Annotated in this window: 34 protein-coding genes, 1 riboswitch and 1 other annotated feature; of the genes, 32 read left to right on the top strand and 2 right to left on the bottom strand. The window is 42.0% G+C overall.

What is annotated here, in order from left to right:
• The first annotated feature begins 9 nt into the window (after positions 1 to 9).
• From RSK81_RS08285 to RSK81_RS08275, 3 genes are all read left to right on the top strand, one after another.
• A complete protein-coding gene (locus RSK81_RS08285) occupies positions 10 to 1680 on the top strand; it encodes a rhamnan synthesis F family protein (protein ID WP_315686498.1) in 1671 nt (556 codons plus the stop codon).
• Positions 1681 to 1737: 57 nt separating this feature from the next.
• Positions 1738 to 4206, top strand: coding sequence for an LTA synthase family protein (locus RSK81_RS08280; RefSeq protein WP_315686497.1), 2469 nt, complete (start codon positions 1738 to 1740; stop codon positions 4204 to 4206).
• Between the two features lie 79 nt (positions 4207 to 4285).
• On the top strand, positions 4286 to 4774 hold the full coding sequence (locus RSK81_RS08275) for an EbsA family protein (protein ID WP_002900006.1): 489 nt from the start codon (positions 4286 to 4288) through the stop codon (positions 4772 to 4774).
• Here the strand turns inward: RSK81_RS08275 and RSK81_RS08270 are convergent.
• Entirely contained in the window at positions 4771 to 4968 is a 198-nt protein-coding gene (locus RSK81_RS08270; protein WP_312022720.1) for a ferredoxin, read from the bottom strand. The genes RSK81_RS08275 and RSK81_RS08270 overlap by 4 nt on opposite strands.
• Before the next feature lie 45 nt (positions 4969 to 5013).
• Here RSK81_RS08270 and RSK81_RS08265 point away from each other — a divergent pair, with 45 nt between their 5' ends.
• From RSK81_RS08265 to RSK81_RS08195, 15 genes are all read left to right on the top strand, one after another.
• Positions 5014 to 5451, top strand: a complete 438-nt coding sequence (locus tag RSK81_RS08265) for an SAG1386/EF1546 family surface-associated protein (protein ID WP_002897255.1) — start codon at positions 5014 to 5016, stop codon at positions 5449 to 5451.
• A 9-nt stretch (positions 5452 to 5460) separates the two neighbouring features.
• On the top strand, positions 5461 to 6138 hold the full coding sequence (cmk, locus tag RSK81_RS08260; protein WP_002897257.1) for a (d)CMP kinase: 678 nt from the start codon (positions 5461 to 5463) through the stop codon (positions 6136 to 6138).
• A 26-nt stretch (positions 6139 to 6164) separates the two neighbouring features.
• Positions 6165 to 6295: a sequence feature (ribosomal protein L20 leader region), on the top strand.
• 16 nt (positions 6296 to 6311) lie between these two features.
• On the top strand, positions 6312 to 6842 hold the full coding sequence (gene infC, locus RSK81_RS08255) for a translation initiation factor IF-3 (protein ID WP_002895037.1): 531 nt from the start codon (positions 6312 to 6314) through the stop codon (positions 6840 to 6842).
• A gap of 33 nt (positions 6843 to 6875) precedes the next feature.
• Positions 6876 to 7076 carry a 50S ribosomal protein L35 gene (gene rpmI, locus RSK81_RS08250; RefSeq protein ID WP_002895038.1) on the top strand — a complete coding sequence of 67 codons (201 nt, stop codon included), beginning with the start codon at positions 6876 to 6878 and terminating at the stop codon, positions 7074 to 7076.
• A 44-nt stretch (positions 7077 to 7120) separates the two neighbouring features.
• On the top strand, positions 7121 to 7480 hold the full coding sequence (rplT, locus tag RSK81_RS08245; RefSeq protein WP_000124830.1) for a 50S ribosomal protein L20: 360 nt from the start codon (positions 7121 to 7123) through the stop codon (positions 7478 to 7480).
• Between the two features lie 217 nt (positions 7481 to 7697).
• The gene (locus RSK81_RS08240; RefSeq protein WP_004190925.1) at positions 7698 to 8165 is read left to right on the top strand and encodes a deoxycytidylate deaminase; all 468 of its coding nucleotides are present in this window, start codon (positions 7698 to 7700) and stop codon (positions 8163 to 8165) included.
• Between the two features lie 217 nt (positions 8166 to 8382).
• Positions 8383 to 9573, top strand: a complete 1191-nt coding sequence (metK, locus tag RSK81_RS08235) for a methionine adenosyltransferase (protein WP_004190930.1) — start codon at positions 8383 to 8385, stop codon at positions 9571 to 9573.
• 245 nt (positions 9574 to 9818) lie between these two features.
• A complete protein-coding gene (locus RSK81_RS08230) occupies positions 9819 to 11078 on the top strand; it encodes a UDP-N-acetylglucosamine 1-carboxyvinyltransferase (protein ID WP_002897260.1) in 1260 nt (419 codons plus the stop codon).
• A gap of 33 nt (positions 11079 to 11111) precedes the next feature.
• Positions 11112 to 11663 (top strand): GNAT family N-acetyltransferase, encoded by a 552-nt coding sequence (locus RSK81_RS08225; protein ID WP_002917009.1) that lies wholly within the window; start codon positions 11112 to 11114, stop codon positions 11661 to 11663.
• Positions 11656 to 12933: a CBS-HotDog domain-containing transcription factor SpxR gene (spxR, locus tag RSK81_RS08220; RefSeq protein WP_185755718.1), complete on the top strand. Its 1278-nt coding sequence runs from the start codon at positions 11656 to 11658 to the stop codon at positions 12931 to 12933. Before RSK81_RS08225 ends, spxR begins: the two co-directional genes overlap by 8 nt.
• A 21-nt stretch (positions 12934 to 12954) precedes the next feature.
• Positions 12955 to 13812, top strand: coding sequence for a methionyl aminopeptidase (locus RSK81_RS08215; RefSeq protein WP_125405076.1), 858 nt, complete (start codon positions 12955 to 12957; stop codon positions 13810 to 13812).
• Between the two features lie 33 nt (positions 13813 to 13845).
• Entirely contained in the window at positions 13846 to 14772 is a 927-nt protein-coding gene (locus tag RSK81_RS08210) for a YihY/virulence factor BrkB family protein (protein WP_185755728.1), read from the top strand.
• Positions 14773 to 14804: 32 nt separating this feature from the next.
• Positions 14805 to 15818, top strand: a complete 1014-nt coding sequence (locus RSK81_RS08205) for a hypothetical protein (RefSeq protein WP_315686491.1) — start codon at positions 14805 to 14807, stop codon at positions 15816 to 15818.
• A gap of 119 nt (positions 15819 to 15937) precedes the next feature.
• Positions 15938 to 16387 carry a MarR family winged helix-turn-helix transcriptional regulator gene (locus tag RSK81_RS08200; RefSeq protein ID WP_315686489.1) on the top strand — a complete coding sequence of 150 codons (450 nt, stop codon included), beginning with the start codon at positions 15938 to 15940 and terminating at the stop codon, positions 16385 to 16387.
• A gap of 17 nt (positions 16388 to 16404) precedes the next feature.
• Positions 16405 to 17112 carry a B3/4 domain-containing protein gene (locus RSK81_RS08195; protein WP_315686488.1) on the top strand — a complete coding sequence of 236 codons (708 nt, stop codon included), beginning with the start codon at positions 16405 to 16407 and terminating at the stop codon, positions 17110 to 17112.
• 70 nt (positions 17113 to 17182) lie between these two features.
• Here the strand turns inward: RSK81_RS08195 and RSK81_RS08190 are convergent, their stop codons facing one another.
• Positions 17183 to 17623: a GtrA family protein gene (locus RSK81_RS08190; protein ID WP_002897269.1), complete on the bottom strand. Its 441-nt coding sequence runs from the start codon at positions 17621 to 17623 to the stop codon at positions 17183 to 17185.
• Positions 17624 to 17651: 28 nt separating this feature from the next.
• Positions 17652 to 17788, top strand: a riboswitch (PreQ1 riboswitch).
• Between RSK81_RS08190 and RSK81_RS08185 the strand changes: the two genes are divergently transcribed.
• The 14 genes from RSK81_RS08185 (at position 17786) to imm47 (ending at position 26557) form a co-directional block, all read left to right on the top strand.
• Positions 17786 to 18301: a QueT transporter family protein gene (locus tag RSK81_RS08185; protein ID WP_315686486.1), complete on the top strand. Its 516-nt coding sequence runs from the start codon at positions 17786 to 17788 to the stop codon at positions 18299 to 18301. (Overlaps the previous riboswitch by 3 nt.)
• A 156-nt stretch (positions 18302 to 18457) precedes the next feature.
• Positions 18458 to 18880 carry a hypothetical protein gene (locus RSK81_RS08180; protein ID WP_002924158.1) on the top strand — a complete coding sequence of 141 codons (423 nt, stop codon included), beginning with the start codon at positions 18458 to 18460 and terminating at the stop codon, positions 18878 to 18880.
• A 14-nt stretch (positions 18881 to 18894) separates the two neighbouring features.
• The gene (locus tag RSK81_RS08175) at positions 18895 to 19287 is read left to right on the top strand and encodes a hypothetical protein (RefSeq protein ID WP_002924159.1); all 393 of its coding nucleotides are present in this window, start codon (positions 18895 to 18897) and stop codon (positions 19285 to 19287) included.
• A 20-nt stretch (positions 19288 to 19307) separates the two neighbouring features.
• A complete protein-coding gene (locus RSK81_RS08170) occupies positions 19308 to 19643 on the top strand; it encodes a hypothetical protein (protein ID WP_002924160.1) in 336 nt (111 codons plus the stop codon).
• On the top strand, positions 19640 to 20299 hold the full coding sequence (locus RSK81_RS08165; RefSeq protein ID WP_002924161.1) for a hypothetical protein: 660 nt from the start codon (positions 19640 to 19642) through the stop codon (positions 20297 to 20299). The genes RSK81_RS08170 and RSK81_RS08165 overlap by 4 nt, the downstream gene beginning before the upstream one ends.
• Before the next feature lies 1 nt (position 20300).
• A complete protein-coding gene (locus tag RSK81_RS08160; protein WP_002924162.1) occupies positions 20301 to 20777 on the top strand; it encodes a hypothetical protein in 477 nt (158 codons plus the stop codon).
• A gap of 15 nt (positions 20778 to 20792) precedes the next feature.
• Positions 20793 to 22991, top strand: coding sequence for a hypothetical protein (locus RSK81_RS08155; RefSeq protein WP_223322481.1), 2199 nt, complete (start codon positions 20793 to 20795; stop codon positions 22989 to 22991).
• 5 nt (positions 22992 to 22996) lie between these two features.
• Positions 22997 to 23368, top strand: coding sequence for a hypothetical protein (locus tag RSK81_RS08150; RefSeq protein WP_002924187.1), 372 nt, complete (start codon positions 22997 to 22999; stop codon positions 23366 to 23368).
• Complete coding sequence (locus RSK81_RS08145) at positions 23361 to 23912, top strand: RNA 2'-phosphotransferase (RefSeq protein ID WP_002924189.1); 552 nt, start codon at positions 23361 to 23363, stop codon at positions 23910 to 23912. Before RSK81_RS08150 ends, RSK81_RS08145 begins: the two co-directional genes overlap by 8 nt.
• 38 nt (positions 23913 to 23950) lie before the next feature.
• The gene (locus RSK81_RS08140) at positions 23951 to 24160 is read left to right on the top strand and encodes a hypothetical protein (protein WP_002924190.1); all 210 of its coding nucleotides are present in this window, start codon (positions 23951 to 23953) and stop codon (positions 24158 to 24160) included.
• A gap of 159 nt (positions 24161 to 24319) precedes the next feature.
• A complete protein-coding gene (locus tag RSK81_RS08135) occupies positions 24320 to 25045 on the top strand; it encodes an AHH domain-containing protein (protein WP_231908363.1) in 726 nt (241 codons plus the stop codon).
• Between the two features lie 18 nt (positions 25046 to 25063).
• The gene (locus RSK81_RS08130) at positions 25064 to 25507 is read left to right on the top strand and encodes a DUF4274 domain-containing protein (protein ID WP_002924193.1); all 444 of its coding nucleotides are present in this window, start codon (positions 25064 to 25066) and stop codon (positions 25505 to 25507) included.
• 50 nt (positions 25508 to 25557) lie between these two features.
• Positions 25558 to 25752, top strand: a complete 195-nt coding sequence (locus tag RSK81_RS08125) for a hypothetical protein (RefSeq protein ID WP_223322483.1) — start codon at positions 25558 to 25560, stop codon at positions 25750 to 25752.
• Between the two features lie 82 nt (positions 25753 to 25834).
• Positions 25835 to 26557, top strand: coding sequence for an Imm47 family immunity protein (gene imm47, locus RSK81_RS08120; RefSeq protein WP_111681459.1), 723 nt, complete (start codon positions 25835 to 25837; stop codon positions 26555 to 26557).
• Positions 26558 to 26574: the final 17 nt, after the last annotated feature.

Raw genomic sequence — 26574 nt, 5'->3', positions numbered from 1 at the left:
GGTATTTTCATGGAACGAATATTACTCTATGTTCATTTCAATAAATGCAATCATATAAGCGGTCATGTCTTCTATCAATTGGAGCAGCTAAAGCCGCTTTTTTCTAAGATTCTTTTTATTTCAAATAGTTCTTTGAGCAATGAGGACAAATGCCGGCTGAGAGAAGACTTGGGAATTTCTGACTTGCTTGAGCGTGATAATCGAGGCTTTGATTTTGCAGCCTGGCGTGACGGTATTAACTGGCTGGGTTTTGACACTTTGGAGAACTCAGACTCCCTGACTCTCATAAACGACACTTGCTTTGGTCCACTATGGGATTTGGCGCCCATTTATCAGCGCTTTGAAGAGGATTCGCAAGTCGATTTTTGGGGAATGACTAATTTTCGCAAGACCAGATACTTTGAAGAACACCTGCAGAGCTACTTTGTCACCTTTAAGCAGTCAGTTCTTAAAGACAAGGCTTTCCGAGAATTTTGGTCGCAGGTAGAAGATTTTACTGACGTTCAAGATGTGATAGACCATTACGAGACTAAGTTTACCAAGCGTTTTGTAGAGGCAGGATTCAGATATCAAGCTCTCCTTGATACCCGTCAGGAAGAAGCAGGAGAATTGCTTCATCCAGATTTTTCATACTATAAGCCTCTTAGGATTCTGGAAGCAAAGCTTCCTTTTCTAAAGGTAAAGGCTCTCACGGGCAATCCTTTTTTGGCTAGGTATTTGCTGGAAGATCTTGAAACCAACTCATCCTATCCGACTTCCCTGATTAGGGAACACCTGTTCTATCATTTTGGTCCAGACCTTCCTTGTTTGCTGCAGGATAAGTATTTGTCTCAGGCAACTTCGAACTATCGGACAAATCAGCCTGTCCTCCTGCATATCCATGTAACGGATCTTCCTATTTTTCAGCAGTATCAGAACAAGCTATTCTCTCTATCGTCTCAGTATCAGTATTTAGTGACAACAAATCGGCCAGAAGTTTTGAAACAGCTGCAGACAGCTCTTGGTCATCTGGGCAATAAAGTTCAGATTGTCCTAAGTCAGAAATCTCGCGCCTGGCTTGCCATGCTAGAGCAGAAGGAAATTCTGCAAGACTATGCTTATATCGGTCATCTATCTACTCATAGATTGGTGGGGAATCAGGCAGTTTTTGATCAAGCTATGCGTTCTGATTTGATAAATATGATGGTGGATTATGCGGATGCAAGCATAGAAGCGTTGGAGAAGGAGTCTGCTGTAGGGCTGGTTATTCCAGATTTACCTCGTCTAGTCAGGGACGGCTTGTTTGAGTCAGAACCGCCGCGTTCAAGACTATCTGCTATTTGGCAGGATGTTGGTTTGCATAAGTCTTTTGACTTTATGACAGCCCCTTCTCTAACGAGAGTCTACGGTTGCTTTGTATGGTTCAAATATTCTGCTTTGGCTAGTGTGTTCCAGATGAAGGGCTTAGAAAGTTCGCCATCCTCTGAGCAGGAGCTGTCTGATGTTTTAGAACATTTATTGGTTTATCTAGCTTGGGACAGTCATTATGATTTCAAGATTATGCCCTTATCTTCCCTCCCCTCTTTACTGGACTTGCAGAGGAGAAGGGAAGAACTGGCCGAGCAAAAAGAAAAATTAAGTCAGAAAAATTTATCTCAAAAGATACGAAATCGTTTGTCCAATCTTTTAAAGAAAAAGTGAGATTCTTAATTCACAAAAAATCTCGCTAGAGAATATAACTATTTACCAGAAAGAAAAATGAAATTTTTACTCAACCACTATAAGCAGTTCTCATACCTGCTAATTAGTTTTTTATTTTTAGATACAGTCGCTGTTACGACCGTTTTGTTGTTGGAGGAAGGCGAAGATCTACGGAACTATCCAGCCTTGTGGCTGGCCTTTCTGATGCTTCTCCCTCTTTTGTTTGGCTTGGGCAAGCTTTTGTCTCAGCTCTTCAGCAAAAGATTCTTTATATGGTCAGCTATTATTTACGCTCTCTATACAGGATTTTCTTACTTACTGACAGTAACGCAGCATGTCAATGATTTTGAGTTCAAAGCAGAACGGGTTTTCAGCAATCATTTTTGGCAGTTTAACTCCCTGCCTGGCTTGCTTTTGATTTTCTTATTTGCGTATATTTTTATCCATTTTCCAAAGCTTAAAAAACGCTTCCCAGGTAAGTTCTTGCAGGTTAATAAGAAAAATAGAGAGGTACTGGAAAATCTTTTTCTATCTCAATTCTTTCTATTTCTTGCTTTGATGGACGATAAGATGCCGAAATTGCTGCATCACCAAAGCTATTTAGTGAATTTCCTTGAGGAAGGCAAGTTGGAAATAACGCAGAACTTTATGCTAACTCTCCTCTGCCTTATCGCACTTATCTTTATCTTGCTTTCTCTCCCTAGCTTTCTAGCTGTGAAGGGATTGCGAGATCTTGCTCAGAATAAAGCCAGTGCTTCTGTCGCTTTTGTGTTGAGTGCAGTGTTTGCTCTTATATTTAACTATACAATCCAAAATAGTATCCGAGGAGACGTGATTGTTTTGGATCAGTATCTTTTCACTGGAGCCAGTCTCTTTCAAATCATCGTTTTTTTCATGATTTTTATGGCTCTTTACCTGATTTTCAATCATTTTCTCCTGCCAACCATGCTGATAACAGCGCTAGTAGTGGTTGCTACCATAGCCAGCAGTCTGAAATTTCAGTATCGCCAAGAGCCAATATTGCCTAGTGATATGGTCTGGCTGAGAAATCCCAAGACACTCTTTGACTTTCTCGGAGGCAATTACGGATTTTATGCTATCTTGGGACTAGTTGCTTTAGGCGCTCTCTACTGGTATTTGCGTAAGAAAATCTTGCCAGGCAAGCTCATTACCGTTCTTAAATACCAGCTCCTCTTGCTCGTCCTGCCCCTGGTCTTTTTCTTGGGAGTCATGGATATATTTGCTACTAAAAAGAATGGCAAAATAGTAGAGAATATCCCAGTTATTTCGATCTTAAATAATTTCCATGACCTGACTTGGATGGGAAATACTGTCAATTCACAGCTGCGCTCCCTTTCTTTTGTCTGGTTTTCACAGATGTCGGATACAACCATGATTGAGCCACGTGGCTATTCTAAGGAAAAGATTCAAGAGATAGAAAAAAAGTATAAGAATGTTGCGGAAGATATTAACAAAGAACGCCAGAATAAAATCGAAGATCAAACGGTAATTTATCTCCTGAGTGAAAGTTTTTCTGACCCTGCTCGGGTTGACGGCGTTACTATGTCTGAGAATCCAATTCCTTATATTCAGGAAGTTAAAACTCGCACCACCAGTGGACTTATGAAGTCAGACGGCTATGGTGGAGGAACGGCCAACATGGAATTTCAGACCCTGACAGGTTTGCCTTTTTATAATCTGTCTCCATCTATTTCGGTTCTCTATACTGAAATTGTCCCGAGGATGAATAGATTCCCTTCCATTAGTGATGCTTATTCATCTAAGAATCGGACAGTAATCCATCTGGCCTCCCCTAGCAATTATGCCAGAAATGTCATTTACCAGGATTTGGGATTTGATACCTTTATTCACTATGGTACCAAAGGCCTGAAAGGTAATAATATTGGTGGGAATTACAGCGATCAAACGACCTATAATCAAGTCTTGGAGCATTTGAATGGAAAGCAGGGACAGTTTTTCTCTGTCATGACCATGCAGAACCACATGCCTTGGAGTGAGCCTAATCCTGTCTACATGTCTGCCAACTATCCTGACTTTAGCAAGGAAGGAAACGAATCTCTTTCTAGCTATGTCAGAATGCTTTACCATACAGATCAGGCCACCAAAGAGTTTTTGGAGAAGCTTTCAAAGGTAGATAAAAAGGTAACAATCGTCTTTTATGGCGATCATCTGCCAGGTCTCTATCCTCAGTCAGCCTTTAAAGAAGATCCAGAAAGCCAATATCTGACAGATTATTTCGTTTGGAGTAATTATGAAACTCCTAAACTTGATTATCCAAGAGTCAATTCTAGCGATTTCTCCGCTCTCTTACTGGAGCAGACAAATTCCAAAGTATCACCTTACTATGCTTTATTAACAGAAGTATTGCATAAGGCCAGCGTGGATAAAAAGGAATTGGACGAAGAAGCTCAAGAAATAGCAGATGATTTGAAACTGATTGAGTATGATATGGTCAGAGGCAAAGGCTACTTGTCTGATAGCTTCTTTAAGACAGCAAAATCATAAATAAAAAAATAGAATAGGCAAGTCTACCTGTTCTATTTTTTCTTAATTTATGCTAAACTAGTAGTATGGGGGTGTGAGCATGATAAAGATTTTCGGTAAGGTTCGCTATCACTGGCAGCCAGATGTAGCTATCCTGATAATATATTGGTCTTTATCGGTCATTCCGATTTTTGTTGGTCTAGCTTTGATGTATGAAAGCTCACGAGTGCCGACTCTTGTTCTGTTTTCTTTCTTCTTGTTCATGGTTTTGCTGGGAATGGGAGTTCATCGTTATTTTACCATTTATGATGATGGAACCTTGCGAATTATCACAGCCAATCCCTTTACTCCGATAAAGGTCAAGATTTCAGATATTGAAAAAGTCGAAGTGACTAAGACGTCAATTACCTTATATTTTAAAGGGCAGAACCGCAGCCGGAGTTTTTGTATGCGCAAGTGGCCTAAGAAATATTTTGTCAATGCCCTGGCCCTTAATGAGCATTTTAAGGGTGAGGTAGAATTAGTAGATAATTTTACCCATATTGACTATTTTGAAGCATACTATGGCAGTCAGTCCAAAAAATCCTAGTCTTTCAAAAGAGCTCGGGTTGGGCAGCTTTTGATGGCTTCCACGACATCGGGATCCTCAGCAATTTCCTTTTCTAGGAGCTGGTCGTCCTGGTAAAATTTGACGATGCCATTGTCATGATAGTCAAAAAGATCTGAGTAGGTTTGACAAAGCCCACAGGCAATGCACCGTTCGGGAATGAGTGTTACTTTCATACCCATATTGTAATAAGATTTTAAGAAAAACTCAAGGAGGAAGTCATGGAAAAAGAACCATGGGAAGAAGATGTATACGATAACGGAGAAGATAAGTTGAAACGAACTAAGAAGTTTAGCGCCTTGAATGCAGACCGCTTATTGACCATATTAACCATTATTTTCTGTATTTTAGTGGTTGCGGTGGTATGCTTCCTGACCTATCTGTCTACTGGAGGAAGTAATAGACAGACCCAAATGGAAGGTTTCTACGGCACTTCAGCAGCAAGTTCTAGCAGTGAAGCGTCTTCTACAGCAGAGCAGCCAGCGGCAAATACTACAGAATCCTCTGAAGGAACTCTGACTGTCCAGCCTGGCGAAGGAGAGGCAGCTATTGCAGCGCGTGCAGGTATTTCTATTGCCAAGCTGGAACAGCTTAACCCTTCTCATATGTCTACTGGTTCTTGGTATGCCAATCCAGGTGACGTTGTGAAGATTGAGTAGGAGCCAGCTATGAAACAGATTCAAATTGCGATTGACGGTCCTGCTTCCAGTGGAAAATCGACCGTTGCCAAGATTATTGCTAAGGATTTTGGCTATACTTATTTAGATACAGGAGCCATGTACCGGGCTGCAACCTATCTGGCTCTGCGGCATCATTTGACAGAAGCAGATGCCACTGAAATTGTAGACTTGCTCAATAATCATTCGGTCAGTTTTGGTCGAGCAGAAGATGGTGAGCAGCTAGTCTTTGTCGGCGATGTGGATGTGACTCACCCGATTCGGGAAAATGAAGTTACTAATAATGTTTCCTGGGTATCAGCCATTCCTCAAGTTCGTGAGAAACTGGTGGCCTTGCAGCAGCAAATTGCAGCTCAGGGAGGGATTGTCATGGATGGCCGTGATATTGGAACGGTTGTCTTACCTCAGGCTGAGCTCAAGATTTATCTGGTAGCCTCAGTCGAGGAAAGAGCTGAGCGCCGTTATAAGGAAAATCTATCAAAAGGTATTCCTGCTGATTTGGAGAAACTGAAAGAAGAAATTGCAGAGCGAGATTATAAGGACAGTCATCGCGAGGTTTCGCCATTGAGACCGGCAGACGATGCCATACATTTTGATACCACTGGTATTGGCATTTCTGAAGTTGTTGCATTTATCGAAGAAAAAGCGAAAAAAATCATTGACAAATAAAATGAAACTTGGTATGATAGTAGAGTTGAGAAAAGCAGAAGTGAGAGCTTCTCGCCTTGCGACTAACGTTGTCTGGCTCTACAGGATTCAGTTTCAGTAATGAAATATTATCATGTAGTGCGGGTTTGCGTTAGCAGGTCCGCACTTGTTTTTCTCTAAAAATAAAAAAAGAGGTGAAAACCATAGCAAAACAAGACTTATTCATCAATGATGAAATTCGTGTGCGTGAAGTTCGCTTGATCGGTCTTGACGGCGAACAATTAGGTATTAAACCGCTGAGCGAAGCGCAGTCTCTTGCGGATGAAGCAAATGTCGATTTGGTCCTGATTCAGCCACAAGCTAAACCACCTGTTGCAAAAATTATGGACTATGGCAAGTTCAAATTTGAGTACCAGAAAAAACAAAAAGAACAACGCAAGAAACAAAGTGTTGTTACTGTGAAGGAAGTCCGTCTCAGTCCAACCATCGACAAGGGAGACTTTGACACTAAACTTCGCAACGCACGCAAGTTCCTTGAAAAAGGAAATAAAATAAAGGTATCTATCCGCTTCAAAGGCCGGATGATTACCCACAAAGAAATCGGGGCTAAAGTTTTAGCAGATTTTGCTGAAGCGACTCAAGATGTTGCTATTATTGAGCAAAAGCCTAAGATGGATGGACGTCAGATGTTCATGCAGATGGCGCCAATTCCTGACAAAAAATAGATTGTCAGAAAGATAGAAAAAGGAGAAAACATTATGCCAAAACAAAAAACACACCGCGCATCAGCTAAACGTTTCAAACGTACAGGTTCTGGTGGCTTGAAACGTTTCCGTGCTTACACTTCTCACCGTTTCCACGGAAAGACTAAGAAACAACGCCGTCATCTTCGCAAAGCAGGAATGGTGCATGCAGGAGACTTCAAGCGTATCAAAGCAATGCTTACAGGTCTGAAATAAGAGCTGCTGTAACAATTATCTAGGAAATATTGGAGGAAATATAAATGGCACGTGTTAAAGGTGGCGTTGTATCTCGCAAACGCCGTAAACGTATTTTAAAATTAGCTAAAGGTTACTATGGAGCAAAACATATCTTGTTCCGTACTGCAAAAGAGCAAGTAATGAACTCTTACTACTATGCATACCGTGACCGTCGTCAGAAAAAACGTGACTTCCGCAAACTTTGGATCACTCGTATCAATGCGGCAGCTCGTTTGAACGGACTTTCATACTCACAATTGATGCATGGTTTGAAATTGGCTGAGATTGAAGTTAACCGTAAAATGTTGGCTGACTTGGCTGTTAACGATGCAGCAGCTTTCACAGCTCTTGCAGATGCAGCTAAAGCTAAGCTTGGTAAATAATTAAAATAAGAACTGAGGATTTCCTTGGTTCTTTTTCCATAACTATTAATGAAAAGTATAAAGAAAGAAATAGCCCGCCATGCCACTTATAGTATAGATAAAGGCTTGTTACTGATAAGACAGATTTCATGGTAAAGCTAGTTAAAAATAGGGAATTGCGATATAATAGAAAAAACAGATACTTATGTGAATAAAAAATCAGTAGAATGGAGAAATTATGTCGGAGAATCGTTTAGCTTGGGATCAGTATTTTGCGGCTCAGGCTCTCTTAATTGCTAATCGCTCAACCTGCAAGCGGGCCAAAGTTGGCGCTGTTCTGGTTAAGGATAATAAGGTTATTTCAACTGGTTACAATGGTTCGGTTTCAGGAACTGAGCACTGTATTGACCATGAGTGTTTGGTTATTGACGGTCACTGCGTACGGACCTTGCATGCTGAGGTCAATGCCATCTTGCAAGGAGCCGAGCGGGGCGTTCCCAAGGGCTTTACGGCTTATGTGACTCATTTTCCCTGTCTCAACTGTACCAAGCAACTGCTTCAGGTCGGCTGCAAGCGGGTAGTCTACATCAACCAATATCGGATAGATGACTATGCTCAGTATCTATACAAAGATAAAGAAGTAGAGCTGGTTCATTTGCCGCTGGATGATGTCAAGAAGGCCATTGCTCAAACGGATTTGGTTTAGTGTACTTTGAATATGTGAGTTTAGTGGCCTATTCAATCCAAGTAAATCTAAATAATAAAGCTATAGTTTTCGTCTATAGCTTTTTCTATTTAAAAAATTCTGAATTTTTTAGCGAAAAGTGGTATAATGAAGAAGTTATATAGTCCCGATAAGGTGGTAGTTCTTTCTATCAGTACTTTGTAACTCTATAACAATTTATTTAAGGGGGGACATTTCTATGTCAGAACGTAAACTTTTCACGTCTGAGTCTGTATCGGAGGGGCATCCTGATAAGATTGCAGACCAAATTTCCGATGCTATTTTGGATGCTGTCTTGAGTCAGGATCCAGATGCCCATGTGGCTGCTGAAACAGCCGTTTATACGGGCTCAGTTCATGTTTTTGGTGAGATTTCGACCACAGCTTATGTAGATATTAACCGTGTGGTTCGAGATACCATTGCAGAGATTGGCTACACCAATACAGAGTATGGATTTTCAGCTGAGACAGTCGGTGTGCATCCGTCTTTGGTGGAGCAATCACCAGATATTGCTCAGGGTGTCAATGAAGCTCTGGAAGTTCGTGGGAATGCGGATCAAGATCCATTGGATTTGATTGGTGCTGGAGACCAGGGGCTTATGTTTGGCTTTGCAGTGGATGAAACGCCAGAGCTCATGCCGCTTCCTATCTCGCTCAGTCACAAGCTAGTCCGTCGATTGGCGGAATTGCGCAAATCAGGAGAGATTGCCTATCTGCGTCCAGATGCTAAGTCACAGGTGACCGTTGAGTATGATGAAAATGACCAGCCTGTGCGCGTGGATACGGTAGTTATTTCGACTCAGCATGATCCAGATGCGACCAATGAAGAGATTCATCGTGATGTGATTGAAAAGGTAATTAAAGCAGTTATCCCAGCCCAATATTTGGATGATAAGACGAAATTCTTCATCAATCCAACCGGTCGCTTTGTAATTGGCGGCCCGCAAGGTGACTCTGGCTTGACTGGACGTAAGATTATTGTGGATACTTACGGCGGTTATGCTCGTCATGGTGGCGGTGCCTTCTCTGGTAAGGATGCAACCAAGGTCGACCGCTCAGCTTCATACGCAGCTCGTTACATTGCTAAAAACATAGTGGCGGCGGGACTGGCCAAGAAAGCAGAAGTACAGTTAGCCTATGCCATTGGTGTGGCTCAGCCGGTTTCTGTACGCATCGATACTTTTGGCACTGGTACTGTTGCAGAAAGCAAATTGCAGGAAGCAGTTCGTCAGATTTTTGATCTGCGTCCGGCCGGTATCATTCAAATGCTGGATCTAAAACGACCAATCTACCGTCAGACAGCAGCTTATGGCCACATGGGTAGGACAGACGTTGACCTGCCTTGGGAAAAGTTGGATAAGGTAGAGGCTTTGAAAGCAGCAGTGCAGTAAGATGACAGTTCTCAATCGTAATGGTTGAGAGCTTTTTCATATAGGTGGCTTTTACAAGGCAAGCAGTCTAGCCTTGCGCTTCTCTCAGTCTTGGTAACACTGTATTTTTCTGAAAGAACTGTTGAAAAAGCAATTTTCCCTGTTTCATTTTAATTTCAATTGTCTTATTTATCTAAAAGTATAGGAAATTTCCCGAATCTGTGGTATAATAAATGGTAATACCTTGAAAGAGCTTTATTTTAAACATGAAAAAAATTGTAATACATGGTGGTCGCCCCTTAAAAGGAGAGGTGACTATTAATGGTGCTAAAAACAGTGTCGTTGCCTTGATTCCGGCTGTGATTCTGGCAGATGATATTGTAACGTTGGATGGCGTTCCGGATATTTCGGACGTGGATAGTCTGATTGAAATTATGATTGCCATGGGGGCTAGTGTTACTAGCTCTGAGGACAGTCTGACGATTGATCCGCGTGGTATCCAAAACGTCCCTATGCCTTATGGAAAAATCAACAGTCTAAGGGCTTCTTATTATTTCTATGGCAGTTTGCTTGGTCGCTATGGTGAAGCAACGGTAGGTCTGCCTGGTGGTTGTGACTTGGGTCCGCGTCCTATTGACTTGCACCTCAAGGCTTTTGAAGCCATGGGGGCTAAGATGACCATGGACGGCAACTACATGAACCTATCCACAGGAGGTCAGCAGCTGAAAGGCGCTAGCATTTATATGGATACGGTCAGCGTGGGTGCCACCATCAATACTATGTTGGCTGCTGTCAAGGCCAAAGGTCGGACTATTATTGAAAATGCAGCGAGAGAGCCTGAAATCATTGATGTGGCAACTCTCTTGAACAATATGGGAGCACATATCCGCGGAGCAGGAACTGATATTATTACGATTGAGGGGGTTCCACATCTCCATGGAACGCGTCATCAAGTGATTCCAGACCGTATCGAGGCAGGAACTTATATCGCTCTTGCTGCAGCTATTGGTCAGGGAATTCAGATTAATAATGTCCTTTATGAGCATTTGGAAAGTTTTATTGCCAAGCTTGAGGAGATGGGTGTTCGGATGACGGTTTCTGAAGACAGCATTTTTGTTGAAGAGCAGCAAAATCTGCGAGCTATAAACATTAAGACTTCTCCTTATCCAGGCTTTGCAACTGACCTACAACAGCCCATCACTCCGCTCTTGCTGACGGCTAATGGCCACGGTAAGATTACGGACACCATCTATGAGAAGCGGGTTAACCATGTGGCGGAGCTAGCTAAGATGGCAGGCAAAATTTCAACTAGCAGCGACCAGATTGTCTATGAGGGACCAAATCAACTGCAGGGAGCTCAGGTCAAGGCGACCGATTTACGAGCAGGAGCTGCCTTGGTTATTGCAGGTTTGATGGCTCAAGGAAAGACAGAGATTACTAATATCGAGTTTATCCTGCGTGGCTATTCTAATATTATTGAAAAATTAACAAGTCTGGGTGCAGATATCCAGTTGATAGAAGAATAAGCGTTTTTCGCTTATTTTTTGTAGAGGTAGCAGATGAATTTGTGGACACATTTAGCAGCTTGTTCATTTATTGAGACAGAGCATGCTTTTTTGCGGCCTATTGTCTTTGAAGATGCAGGGGCCCTATATAAGATTGCGTCCAATCCGGAAAATACTCAGTTCATCTTTCCGACAGAAGCAAGCCTAGAGGAAAGTGAATACGTCATTGCCAATTTCTTTATGAAAAATCCTCTGGGGATTTGGGCCATTTGTCACAAGGAAACGCAGGAAATGATTGGCTCTGTCAAGTTTGAAAAGATGGACGAGATCAAGAAAGAGGCTGAGTTAGGCTATTTTCTGCGGAAAGACTACTGGGGACAAGGGATGATGACAGAAATTGTTCGAGAGATTGCTTTTCTATCTTTTACCCGCTTTGGCTTCAAACGCCTCAGTATTATCACTCATGCAGAGAACCTAGCTAGTCAAAAGGTGGCTCAAAAATCTGGCTTCAGCCTCTACCGGCTGTTTAAAGGGAGCGATCGGTACACGAGGAAGATGAGAGATTATCTGGAGTACCGTTATGAGAGAGGAGATTTTAATGAGTAAGCATCAGGAAATTTTAACCTATCTTGAAAATCTTCCAATCGGCAAGAGGGTCAGTGTCCGCAGTATTTCAAACTATCTGGGAGTCAGCGATGGGACGGCCTATCGAGCTATCAAGGAAGCGGAGAACCGCGGTATTGTTGAGACCAGACCTCGGAGTGGTACGGTTCGGGTTAAGTCCAAGAAAGTGGTCTTGGAGCATCTGACCTACAAGGAAATCGTTGATATTACTGGCTCAGAAGTATTGGCCGGAGAAGATGGTCTGGAAAAAGAATTTAATAAATTCTCCATCGGAGCTATGACGGAGCAGAATATCCTGCGCTATCTGACAGAGGGTGGTCTTCTGATTGTCGGAGACCGGACGAAAATTCAGCTCTTGGCTCTGGAAAATGAGAATGCGGTGCTGGTAACCGGAGGCTTTGAAGTCAGCTCGGAAGTTCTGAAGATGGCTAATCTGCTTAATATACCGGTTCTCAGGACCAAGCACGATACCTATACCGTTGCAACCATGATTAATCGGGCCCTGTCCAATATGCAGATCAAGACCGATATTTTAACAGTGGAGCAGGTCTATCGCTCCAGCCACGAGTATGGCTTCTTGCATGATACTGATACTGTTCGTGACTATTTGGACTTGGTTCGTCGCAATCGTGCCAGCCGGTTTCCGGTTATCAACCAGCAGCAGATGCTGGTAGGAGTAGTAACCATGCGAGACGCGGGGGATAAGTCTCCTCTGACAACCTTGGACAAGGTCATGTCGAAAAACATCTTTATGACAGGCCTATCTGCCAATATTGCTAATATCAGCCAGCGCATGATTGCAGAAGATTTTGAAATGATACCAGTAGTGCGCAGCAATCAGACCTTGCTAGGTGTGATTACGCGGCGGGACATTATGGAAAAAATGAGCCGTTCTCAAATTTCTAGCCTGCCGACTTTCAGTGAGCAAGTAGGACAGAAGATTAGCCGTCAGGATGATTTGTTTTCATTTACCGTTGAGCCTTTTATGCTGGAGCAAAATGGTGTGCTGGCCAACGGTGTGCTGACAGAAATTTTGACTCGGATTACCCAGCAGCTCATGGTCAACAGCGGCCGCAGCTTGATTATCGATCAACTGATGATTTATTTCTTTCAGGCGGTCCAGATTGATGACCTGCTGCATATTCAGCCGCGCATTATCCGTCAAACTAGGCGGACAGCCATTATTGACTTTGAGATGTATCTGGAAGCGATGCTAGTTGCCAAAGCGACGATTACAGTGAAAATTAATTAAGAAGAGGAATTTAGAGAAAGAATGATTACTTTAAAATCACAGCGTGAAATTGACTTGATGGACAAGAGTGGAGATTTTCTGGCTTCGGTCCATATTGGTTTGAGAGACTTGATTAAGCCAGGAATTGACATGTGGGACATCGAAGAGTATGTCCGCAAGCGTTGTAAAGAAGACAATGTGCTGCCTCTGCAAATTGGTGTTGAAGGCTCTATCATGGACTATCCTTATGCGACTTGCTGCTCTCTTAATGACGAAGTGGCCCATGCCTTTCCTCGTCATCAGAAGCTGGTAGAAGGTGATGTCATCAGCGTTGATATGGTGGTTGGCTTGGTCGATAAGGCAGAGCTGGATGTGTCCAAGCTAGATTTTGACAATATAGCACAGATGAAGCAGCATACAGAGAGCTTCCGAGGCGGTGTGGCAGACTCTTGCTGGACCTATGCAGTAGGGAAGATTAGCCCAGAGGCTCAGCAGCTGATGGATGTGACCAAAAAATGTCTCTACCGTGGAATTGCGGCAGCTAAGGTTGGCAATCGTATCGGTGACATTGGCGCAGCAATTCAGGAATATGCTGAAAGTCATGGCTATGGCGTTGTGCGGGATTTGGTGGGGCACGGTGTTGGCCCAACCATGCATGAGGAGCCTATGGTGCCGCATTACGGTCGAGCAGGACGCGGCTTGCGATTGCGTGAGGGAATGGTTCTGACTATCGAGCCCATGATCAATACAGGTACCTGGGAAATTGATACGGACTTTGAGACCGGCTGGGCACATAAAACGCTGGATGGCAGCCTATCCTGTCAGTATGAGCATCAGTTTGTCATTACAAAAGATGGTCCTGTCATTCTGACCAGCCAGGGAGAAGAAGGGACTTATTAGAAATCAAAGGCTGGGCAGTTGTCTCAGCTTTTTTTGAAGGAGAAGAGAGTGAAGAAATTATTTAGTAAGGTTCGGGAAAATCAGTTTTTAAGAGAATTTTTCCGTTTTTATAAAGAGGCAGATAGTGAGCTGAGCAGCGTTGCAGTTGCTTATTATTGGCTGATTTCCGTTTTTCCCTTGCTCTTAATTGTGGTGAATATTTTGCCTTATTTTCACATTCCGGTGACGGATTTTCTGACAGCTATCAAGGACATGCTGCCAGAGACTTTATATGATGTTGTAGCAAAAGTCATGCGTGAAGTGCTGACCCAGCCTTCGACTGGCCTGCTGAGTTTCTCAGTCTTGTCGGCTCTTTGGACTTTTTCCAAGTCCATGAATTTCCTGCAAATTGCCTTTAACAAAGCCTATGGGGTAGCCAAGAGCCGGGGGCTGATTTCTCATCGCGTCATGAGTCTCTTTGTGAGTCTAGGTCTGCAGATTCTCTTTGCCTTGGCCCTCTTTCTGTCCATGTTTGGCCATATGTCGCTTGATTTCCTCCGTACTTATTGGAAGCTAGATAACCAGCTTTATCAACACTTGCAGCATTTTACGGAGCCATTGATTTACGCCTTACTCTTTGCGGTTTTGGTCATGTTCTATTATTTCCTGCCTAACGTGAAAATCAACAAAAAACGCTATGTTCTGCCTGGCAGCGCCTTTGTGCTCCTGACCATTCTGGCTTTACTGAATATCTTTTCTGTTTACATGGATAATTATTTAAATCACCTAGTTGATGTTCGCTTTTTCAGCTCTATCATTATGGTTGTGATGATGTTTTGGTTTATCATGATTGCTAAAATTTTGATTGTCGGCGCAGTGCTTAATGCCAGTATCCAGAGCTATTGTGAGTCAGGGTTTCAAGTTGAAAGCACTGGACGCTTTACTTTCAAGAAGAAAGAGCAGGATGGGGAAGAGGACTGATGTTGTTTTGGAGTGGAAAAGGATAAATAAGTATGAAAAGTAAAAAACTAACTAAATGGAAGAGTATTGTGGTCGCTTTGCTCTTGCTTCTAGGAGCAGCGGTTTATTTCCTTTGGAGCAAGGAAGAGGCAAAGAAGTTCCAAGAAAAGTACGGGCAGTTTACATATTATGTTCCAGAGTATGAACCAAGGTTTAAAATTTTTGAAAATGGCAATGCACTTGCTTACCATTGGTCAGTAATTCATTCTGAAGAACAGGAGCAAATGTCAAAAGTAAAGTCCTATGCTTCTGTGAAATTTGATGTGATAATGTATTTTGAGAACGGATATTTTGCAAATAGTTTTATGAAACTGAAGGATAATCCATCCCGAGAAAATGTCGAAAAATTTAATCGTAACATACCAGAGAAAGGGGAATATTGGAGATTAGCCATTTATAAGCTTAATGGCCAGAAATTAGATAAAAAAGAGCTAGATATCTTTAAATTGGTCCGTTCCTATAATAAAGACTTAATTCCCTCCGAGCTGAATTCGAAGGTGGTCTTACTAGACTATTCAACTCAGAAAAAATACATTCCGATTCTCCTCCACCATCGTATAGAAAAAACTAATCGGGTTTATTATATTGATTTGAAAGAAGATAAAGTTGTTCATGCTGATGAAGTTCATATTCAAAAGATGACAGACAATAATAATTTCGTTTATCAGACGAATCTATCAGATAATCTTGAGAGAAAAGGCATAACTTTGTTTTCGAAAGGGTTGTATTTAGGTGAAACTTACTTAAAGAAAAATTTAGGTAAAACACTACTAGCACAAAAGTATCCTGAAATATACAAAATCATGCAAGGTGAGTATCCTCGTGTTACTTTCTTAAATAGAGAAACCAATGTTGAATTAGTAAAAAACGTAACCGAACTCTTCTTTCCGCCAGGAACGAATGTATTTGAGAACGTGACTATCCCAGCTAAATATTCAGTAGATGGGCAGGAACATGTCATTAATTCAGCGGAAGAATTACAAAAATACTATAAGGAAGAAAACTAGAAAAAGACATTTTTGCCAAATTTAAAGAGGAATTTCCTCTTTTTTATTTTTAGTTAATTTTATTGCATTTGCAATAAAATGTGTTATAATAGAGTCAAATAAAAATTTAAGGAGGGGATATGTCAGTATTGCGGGAAATTGGGATTATCGCCCGGGCTTTGGATTCCATTGCTAATATTGAGTTCCGTGACATAGAGCTGGCACGGGGGCAATATCTTTATCTGGTGCGAATCGCGGAGAATCCAGGGATCATTCAAGAGGAGCTGTCGGAGCTTCTCAAGGTGGATCGCTCAACGGTTGCCCGTTCTGTTAAGAAGCTAGAGGCCAAGGGCTTGGTGCAGCAGAAGGCAGCCAAAGGCAACAAGAAGAACAAGGAATGGTTTGTGACGGAAAAAGGAGAAAAACTTTATCCTTTTATCCTGGCTGAAAATGACTATTCTGAAGAGACTTCCCTGCAGGGCTTTTCTCAGGCGGAAGTTCAAGCCTTGGAGGAAATGCTGGTCCGAGTGCGTGAAAACATCACAGGTGACTGGGAAGCCGTCAAAAAAGGACAAAAAAGAAACTATTAAGATTGAAGAGGTAGAACATGAAAGTTACAGTTGAAAATGAATTTTGGCAAGTATTTCCGGAAGGTCAGATTAGTATTTTAGTGATCAAGGGGATTGATAATAGTGTGGATGAGAGTAAGGACTCATATTTCAAATCCCTGCTGGATAAGGGAGCGAAACGAGCTGAGGACTTTATCTTAGATGAGAACTTCACTCAAAATGAAGTCATTCAGGAGTGGCGGCAGGCCTTCAGTCAATTCAAGACCAAGAAAGGAGCGCGCTCCTCTATCGAGGCTCTGCTCAAGCGGGTCAGTCAGGGGCGGGAATTTCATCCAATCAATCCTTTGGTCGATATCTACAACAGTGTCTCGCTGTCTTATGCGGTTCCATGTGGCGGTGAAGATTTGGATAAGATTGTCAGAGGTCTTCATCTAGGAAAAGCCAAGGGTGGGGAAGCCTTTTTCCCGCTGGGCGCTGAGAGTGACGCACTGGCACTGCCAGAAGAAATCATCTACTATGATGAAGAGGGGGCTGTCTGCCGTTGCCTGAACTGGCGAGAAGCCCAGCGGACTATGCTGACGGAAGAGACCAAGGATGCAATCTTGGTCATTGAGTCCATCAATGAAGAGCAAGTAGCGCGTGCCCAAGCAGCTATGATAGAACTCCAGACTCTGATTGAGGACTATTTTGGTGTCAAAGGTGAAATCACCCATCTGACGCTTGATAACCCAAGCTTGGAAATCTGAGAATAAAAAAATCTGGATTAGAATTATCTGGTCCAGATTTGATATTTTAAGGTTGAAGTATCATAGTCAATTAGTTTTTCTTGTTTTCAAAGATAAAGACTTTACTGAAAACATAGTTGAGAACAATAATAAGTACTTGAGAAAAAAGTGACTCGATAGAGTTGATAAGATTGCGGTTATTGTTGACAAATTGCCCGATAATATTAGGATAAGTATCCACTAATAATTTTGCAAGAACGATGTCTAGCAAAAGAGTGCCAGAACGCGCCAGAGCAAATTTAAAAAGTCGCTTTTGCCAACCTTTGCGCTGCTGTTTAAAGACAATGGTATCATTTGTGATAAAGGCAAAAAGTACTGCTGTGACATTAGCAGTAATGGTCGCAAATAATGTCTGTCCTGTAAGAGCGAAGATAAGGAGACGAGTAGTCATATAAACAAGGGTAGCTGCCACACCAAAGAAGAGGTAGGACAGAACCTCATTGTCAAAGAATTTTTTGATTAAAGTTTTCATAAAGATAGTCTATCATATTTCTAGGATTTATGCTATACTAGTTGGGTTGCCAAATCTGTGGGGGAATCAACTAATGATGCTCCACTCATGGGGCGCAACCCTTGGCGCTTAGCTTCTTTCGCCAAGCATATTACACGCGGTAAAGCCGCTAAAGGAGAAAACATGAAACAAGAAAAACTGACAGTTCGTGATTTGGCTCAGATTGCCATTGTTGCTGCCATTTATGTAGCTCTTACGATTACGCCTCCTTTAAATGCGATTAGCTATGGTGCTTACCAGTTCAGAATTTCTGAAATGATGAACTTTATGGCCTTTTATAATCGGAAATATATCATGGGAGTGACCATTGGCTGTATGATTGCCAATCTCTATAGTTTTGGAATCGTTGATGTCTTTGTTGGCGGTGGGTCCACTTTAGTCTTCCTGTCACTAGGTGTCTATCTTTTCAGTCGCTATAAGAATCAATATCTGATTAAAGGCTTGATTCGTTTGGACCATTTCTATTTTGCAGTTTTATTCTCTATTTCGATGGTGACCATTGCTGCAGAATTACATTTCTTGCAAGGCTATCCATTCCTCCTGACTTGGTTTACAACAGCCATTGGAGAATTTGCTTCCTTGATTGCTGGAGCTATCCTTATTAACCAGATTGCAAAAAATATTGATTTGACAAAATAGGCTTTTTGTGGCTCTGATGTGTGTAAATAGACAGATTGGGAGCATTTGCATATTTTTTTACTTCATGGTATGCTAGAAGTGTACATTTAGACTAAGATTAGTCTCATTAAACTTCTTGGTAGGGGAGACCAAAAAAACAACGCAAGGAGGTTCTGTATGGAACAAAATGAGCAGCTTAGGGAGTATTTGATAATCAAAAAAGAGGCCTATCATTGGCTTCTTTGGTGGGGACTTGCATACCTTATTGGAGTGGCGGGTGTCATTATATTACTATATAATGATTTACCGTCCTACAATAGGTATTTTTCTATTCTCACGATTATTATGCTCCCTATTTGGTTTGTCGGGGCTTTTCCTCTATTTACGGCAAAAAATCAAATAGAAAAAGAGCACCCAGAATTTAAAGCTGTTAAGACCAAAGAGGTCGCGGTGCCTATGTCTATGCGGAAAAAACGTTATCTGATGCTTCTTCCAGCGCTCGCAGTTGTGGCTTTTGTCTTTGTGCAAAGCTATCAGTCGGGCATGGCAGAGAAAGAAAAAAAGGAAATCTACGAGATTATCCAACAGTATCGTAATTAAGGAAGGAGAAGAGTATGGCAAGTGATGAAGAATTGAAAAGCAGGGTAGAAAACCTGAGCGGTGAAAAGAGAAAATATGAGCGGGTGCGAAATAGTATTCGGTCGCATAGTTTGAGTCATATGCGTAGTCTGGATGATATGAACAATTTTATCGATTATTGTGAAAAAATCATCGGCATTGTAGACGGTGAAGAGGGCTATCATTACATCAGCAATCTTTCTGAACATCTCAAAGAAGATGTCAAAACGATGAAAAAATACCGCGACTATGTTCGTGACGCCAATCAGTCATTCGTCAATCTGCACAATCTTTTAGAATCGAAAATCAGTAGCCTTGACAGTCAGATTGATAGTGCTAAATCTGAATACAATGAAGGAAAATGGAATCCTTTCGAAAGAATGTGGTAATTAAGGAGGAGTGTGTATAAATGAATACAAATATCAATGATATTCAAGACCGTTATACGGCTGAGACGGTACAATACGAAAGTAGCAATATTGCTGCGGTGTTGGAAAATCTAAAAGCAGCCGTGACTTTGATAGAGACAACCATTCCTTCTAATATCTCCGCTATGGAAAGCAGTGAGAGCCTCTGGAGCGGAAAGGCTAAGGAGCAATATCTGGGGCTGAAGGATTTTCTCAAACAGTACCAAGGTGATTTTTCTTCTAGCGTGAAGGAGCTGAAAACGGCTGTTGAGGGGCTGGAAACCCTGCTCAATTCAACTTCCCAAGCCAATGTAAAAAAGGAGATTGACAACGGATGAAGACTTTTACTTTGGAGGCGATTTACGCCTTACACATGTTTAACGATTATTCGGATGACCTCTTCTTTCTGCCCCTGCCTAGCGAAGAGGGAAAAACTCGCTTGGAAAATCTGCGCCAGGTTTTAGAAAAAGGCTACGAGGACTTGGGGAAAATGGGCTTGGTGATTGATAACGAGCCGACGGAAGAGTGCGCTTATTACGGCGCTTTTCTGGAGCGTTATCACAAGGCGATTTACCATTGTCAGGTGGACAGCAATTATTTCTGCGCGCAGGAAACCGACAGCAACAAGTGGACGACGACGGTCATCAAGCAGATTGGCGATAATCAATATGTGATTGAAACTTTGCATAGCCTGGTTTTTCTGGCGCATTTGAAAGACATTCATCCGATTTTGAAGGACTTGGAAGAGAAGCGCAAGAACTACGCTTACTACAGCTGGGAACCTTTTTCGGCTTTTCGCTTACAGGCTTACTATGCCGACAATGAAGCCATTCGTTTGCAGACATTTCGGCGCAAGGAGCTGCTGAAAGACAGTCTCTTTTTGGAGGCGCCATCGGGCTTGTATGAGTTTGATGTGGCGCATGAACGCATTCGCTCGGTGGACGGTGAGGAATTACGAGATGAGATTATCCACGATTTGAAAGTGAGGGTGTAATATGGCAGACAAAATTAGTATTGACCTAACGCAGCAGGAACAGCTTTTGCTCCATATCCGAACTATGGTCACTTCAGCAACCCAGCTGAGTACGAAATTAAAAGAAGGAGTTGACGGCTTGCCTGCGCTCACTTCAAAGGGAGAAGTGCATAATCGTATGGTTGGAAATGAGAATCAGCTGATTCGATTTGTCACGAAAGCGCAGACTTTTCAGACTTTGACCGAGGTCATATTTAAGCACACACAGACCACCTATAGCGAATTTATTGATACTGATAAGATACTGGCTATGGACATCGCCAACAGTATTTTATATAGCTCCGAGACTTCTGCTGAGGACAAGCAGGGGATAAAAGACGATCCTAAGGGCTCTGTTGACAAGCTGAAAAAATCTATTCAAGACGAGAATGGTGAAATTCACAAGAATATGAAGGGGACCAAGTCTTCTGATATTATCATCGGTACTGGTGGAGCCTGATAGAGAGGAGTTACAATGGCTAAATATTATACGAATGAACCTGACTTTAAAGAAGGCTCTAAGACGGGTTGGTTTCACAGCAACATCAACTGCGTAAAGGACTTGCTACGCGATATTGATGAAGTGTCAAATAAGGTCAATTCTGAGGGCTTAGCTCATCTCTATGTGGCAACGGGAGAAGCGACTTTGGGGCGTGACATGCCCGTCGGTCCTTTTGAAGATGCGGAGCACCATGCTCTTCATCGCTTGGATGCCTCTAAGAAAGTCCACAAGGAAATCGTCCAAAATATTGACGGGAAATTCTTTGAGGGTTTGGATAATGCTTTGGAGAGTCTCAATAAGGTCAACGAAGGGAAAAACCAGTATAAGAGTAAGTATTTGACTTATACGAAAACCAACACGGCTTACGATGAGTACGGGACTGCGATAGAGTACACCACCACAGAGCACTACAGTATTTCGGATATTGTCAATAGCGACAAAACACCGATACCCGCTGCCAAGGAACTCTACGATGTTAAGCTCAAGCTGGCAAAAGAAGGCTTGGCGAAAATTGAGAAAGAAGATCATGAGAATTACGAAAAGCTCAAGGGCTTGAGCGACCAACAGCTCATGGAAGCTATGTTTCCGACGCAAGTCGGCGAGTACGAGCGGGCGCGCTCGACTTGGAAGGAGAACAACAAAGGCTGGTTGCAGTGGGTTGAAATTGGTGGTAAAATTATAGCAGTGGGTGCCATTATCGCAGGGAGCGTCCTGAGTGGCGGTACCCTAGCTCCTATCCTTATCGGAGCAGGGACTGCTTATCTGGTGGCAGATAGCGGTTATCAGGCGATTAGCGGGGAGACCATTTCGGGGAAACGGTTGACTGACGGGGAGCGTATCTGGGCAGGTGTGGACGCAGTCTTGACGGCAGCGACCGGTGGCTTTGCGACCTATGCCAGCGTGCTTGCCAAGACAGGGAAAGCCGCCTCTACGACGGTACAGACGGTAGGCAAAGCTGTCAATTATGCCGACGATGCCAATGACATCGCTCATACGGTGACCGCGATGCAGGATGACCCCTTGGGCGCAGCACTCCAGTTTGGAATAGGGCGTGCGATTGGTCATGGAGCTACTGCTCTTGGAAATAAAGCCCGAGCAAGATTTGGCAAGGGTGGCAGTGGAGCTGATGTGGACTTGCCAAGTAGTGGGAAAGGTGTGGATCTGCCAGCGGGCAATGCAGGCTTGAAGACCCATGCGGACACAGATGTGGATCCGTCTACGCTTGGTACAGGCAAGAAGCCAAAACCAGAGATTCAAACGCCCCAACATCAAGAAATACCAAGTCCAAGCAAGAAACCAGAGCTTGATGTGATGAAGACAAGCAAGCCTGAGATTGACCGTGCAAGCAGTCCAGAGATAACTGGTCCAAATAAGAAGCCAGAAATTGATACCACTAAAACGGCGAAACCCGAGATTGACAATCCAAGCCGTCCAGCGGTGGATAAGACCAACAGCGAGTTGGATACAGGTAAGCCCGTGAAGCCGGAGGTCAGCCAAGCTCGTCCGAGCGAGGTGGTGTCACCAAACAGCCGTCCGAAAGAAGTGGACGTGACCAAGAAGCCCGATATCGAAGTGACTCGCCCAGCCGAAGTCAATCCGACCAAGGTTAAGCCAGAAATGGAAACCAAGGTCAAACCAGACATTGACGCAGCTGCGGCTAGTGCCAGCGCCGTTCCGAAAGTCAAGGCGCAAGAACCCGACCTCCCCAAAGCCGGACAACCCGAAGTCACTCCTGATGCCGGCAAGAAGGTGCAGAAGCCAGAAGAGGTGGATACCGAAGCAACTAAGGCTGGTATAGGAATGTCGGAAGATGCAAATTATGCACAAAAGACATATGGTCACTCGTTCAGTCAAGAAGGACAGAAAATATATTCTGAATTAGCAGGGGAACCTATAAAAACAATTGATGATTTAGTTGATGCAATAAAATCGGGTAAAATAGATATTAAAGACTTACCGGTTGAATATATCAATCGCGATGGAAATACTTTGATATTGAATACTCGTACATCACAGGCTTTAACTCAATCAGGTATTCCTAGGAGTGATTGGCATACGATTGATAGGACGGGAGAAAAGTTACACGAGACTTTGCTTGACGGACAACTACAAAGAAACAAACTCACTTCAGAAGGTATTAAAGAAGTTAGACCAAGTAACAGAAAAGGATAATAAATATGACATACAAAACAGAATATGTTTTACCTATGTTTTCTTCAAATTTAGAAAAAGAGCCTGAAATTCAGATAACAGGTTTGGAGGTTGCAATTCGGATTTCAGGTTATGATGATGAGGAACAATTTAGTGATGTTCTACTAAAATTTCAATCAGTCTTGGAATTTACTCGGACATCCTCAAAATTTGGAATAACAGAGGGTTCTTATGATACAGTCATTAAAATTGAAAATTCTAAAAGATTAGCGGAGTTAAAAGAAGCAAATGAAAGGGACTATGCGTTTTGGTCTCCTAATCATTATGCTTTTTACCTAGACGGCTCAGGTTTCTTTCAAATAATTGCTGATAGTTTTGAGGTGGAAAGGCTTGTTTGATTATACAAAACTTAGTAGAGAAGTATCCTATATATTAAGACATAATCCAGATAAATATGGTATAAAGCTGGACTCGGAGGGGTGGTGTTCAGTTGATGATTTAATACATAAATTATCAGAAACTCCTTTATGGAAAGGACTTACAAGAGATGACCTTGAAACAATGATAGAACTATCTGACAAAAAGCGTCATGAAATAAAAGGTGAAAAGATTAGGGCTTTTTATGGACATTCAATAAAAGACAAATTATCTAAAACAGCCAATAAACCACCGAAAGTTTTATACCATGGAACAGTTCAAAGATTTTTAAATCAGATTTTACAAACTGGGCTAATTCCAAAAGAAAGGCAGTATGTTCATTTGTCTTCTGATGTGAGTACAGCAAAGCAGGTAGCTTTGAGAAGAGATGACAGAGCTATCATTTTAGAAGTTGCTGCCCAGTCTGCTTGGGAAAATGGTGTAAAATTTTATATTGGGAATGAAGATATATGGCTTTCTGAGCCAATTCCTAGTGAATATATTTCTATTATTGAGGATAAATAATCTTTTTATGAGTAGAAATAGAAAGAAAGGGGAAAAGAATGTCCGATAAATCAATGAAAATGACAATGATGACAGAACAATTTGAAAAGGGCGATAGCGGAGAAACAGTAGAGGGCATTACTCTCATTGTTGACGGTGTTGTCAAAGACGTGACAGATATTCTTAAGGAAACAAAAGGATATAATTCAACCTTAGACTTAATTCAAGATGCTATTGTTCGTGGATTGGCTGAAATCAGGGAGTCATAGTTTTATTTAAGAGGACGTTAGTCCTCTTTTTTGTTATACTGGAAAGTGTAGGGGAACAAAATGGAAATTTTAAACAAGTACATTGACAATCCAATCCGAGATTAACAACTCAAGCCGAGCGAGGTGGCGTCACCAAACAGTCGTCCAAAAGAAGTGGATGTGAGCAAGAAGCCAGACATCGAAACCAGTCGTCCGGCCGAAGTCAATCCGACCAAGGTCAAGCCAGAAATGGAAACCAAGGTCAAACCAGACATTGACGCTGCGGCAGCTAGTGCCAGTGCCGTTCCCAAGGTCAAGGCGCAAGAGCCCGACCTACCCAAAGCCGGACAACCCGAAGTCACCCCTGACGCTGGCAAGAAGGTGCAGAAGCCAGAAGAGGTGGATAATCCAAATAGCGATAAAGGAATATCACAACAGACACCTAGAGTTATCCCTGGGCAAGATGGAGTTGTAACAGGCGGTAGTTCAACTAAACTAGGTAAAAATATGATGGAAGATATGGGGCTTAGTAGGGGGCAAAAATGGACTGGTTATCAAGCCCAACACATCATTCCGGCAGATATGGCTGATCACCCTGTTATACAAAAAATGGGTATGGATTTGGATGATGCAAGTAATGGGAAATTTTTGCCTGTGCCAGATTCGGTAGATACTACAAGTGTTAGTCCATTATCAAGACATAGAGGTTATCACTCCACGTATAATGAATTTGTTCGTGCACAGTTAGATAATATTGATGTAAATCAATCTCCTGCAATGTTGCAAAAAGAGGTTAAAGAGTTACAAAGAAAATTAGGCATACTGCAAGATAAGGGTCTGCCTTTATATCCTAAATTTGGCGCAACCGCCGAACTTTGGGAAAGATTTATGAAAAATTTAGACTAATTATTGAAGGATGATTTTATGACTAATAACATGAAATTTTTAACAAATATTCTATTCTCTGAAGACATAACAAGAGCACTAGAACAAGTTCAAAGTATAAATAGCTCCGAACAACTGTTCATCTTGTTAGACAATTATAACTGGGACAGTGGCTTTGACCTTCCGCAAGCGGTACTTGACAATCCTGCTTGTACTAACGCTGTAGCGCTACTGGCATTTGATAGAGCGGACGGCTACCGTTTCCTTTTCGAGGGGTTCGGAGAATATTCCTCGCCAGTTTGGCAAGACTTTGTGACGTCTTTATATAAAGATTTATGTGAGAACAAATTTCCTGACGGAGAGCTTGGTTATTTGCCTGAACTTAGTAAAGTGCAGAAATTTAAGTTGAAAAAACAACATCCAGATTTACCGACGATATTTCTAGACGGAGTTGACGGAGAGCATGTCCGTGTAACTTTATAAAAGTAGGCTATATATCGTATTATATTTGCGAAATGGAAGAAAATAGACGATTGATTATTTTAAATGACACTTTCGGGAAAGAGGGGTCAGATGAGGAAATTGCTGGGCTTACGATTTTGGTGGACGGCACGATTAAAATCGCTTTTGACAAAATTCAAGCCATGCGTCAGTATGACAGTTATAACGAAGTCTTGCGGGATGTCATTTTTGAAGGTTTAGAAAAGATATTCACAGAAAACCGATGATTTTGGGTAAAGTTTTTAATGGTTAAAAATATATTACTAACAGGTTCATGGTACGGTGAGATAAGCTCTCTCAGTAGAAGAATTGAGAGAAAAATTAGTGCAAGTACAAGATGAAAAAGATTGTATCTTGTTAATTGCTGAATTGCTCAAAAAAGGAGATTTTTCTGTAAAAAATCTTTTGATTGACTTGATGAATACCACTAAAGACGATGCCGTGCTTAATCTGTGTATTCGCTTGTTTTGTTCAGTCTGTACTCACGAAGATTTAGAAAATCCTCAAAATTTGAATTTTTTAGCTAATGTGTCAGAGCTTGGTGCTTTAACTTTTGCTTCAAGCGCGATTAACAGTCTGTCTTATGAAGTCATCCCTTATTTGCTAGCTTTATGGGAGGATTGGGAAGATACAGATGTAGCGGTTGCTATTCGTGATAGTTTAGACTCTTATCTAGATTACTATGATGTTCTTGGTGAAGAAGCCGACCTTGATGAAGTGGGACAGTATTATTTGGATAAAGTCCAATCAGTTGATAAAAGACTTTATTACTATGAAAAGGGACCGATTTTTCTTGGTGATTTAACAAAAATCATCTTCCAGCGTTTGTATATGGCGGCTAACCAAAAGGAACGTTTCGCTCTTTTTATCCAGCCAAGTCTTCTTTCAGTCTTATCTGGTTATCATTTTCCACTTGAATATGGACAGGAAGTTAGCGAGCAAGATTTACGGAAAGCTCAAGAATTCGTAGACTTTCTGGCTCAAAAAGAGTGGAAAAAAAGTACAAAATATTTTTATGGCTACAACTTGTAGTAAGTTTTTAAGAGGAC

It is taken from the genome of Streptococcus sp. DTU_2020_1000888_1_SI_GRL_NUU_041A (genome assembly GCF_032387735.1).
Taxonomy (GTDB): domain Bacteria; phylum Bacillota; class Bacilli; order Lactobacillales; family Streptococcaceae; genus Streptococcus; species Streptococcus sanguinis.
The sequence above is the reverse complement of the archived record's forward strand: the minus strand, read 5'-3'. Positions and strand labels throughout refer to the sequence as shown.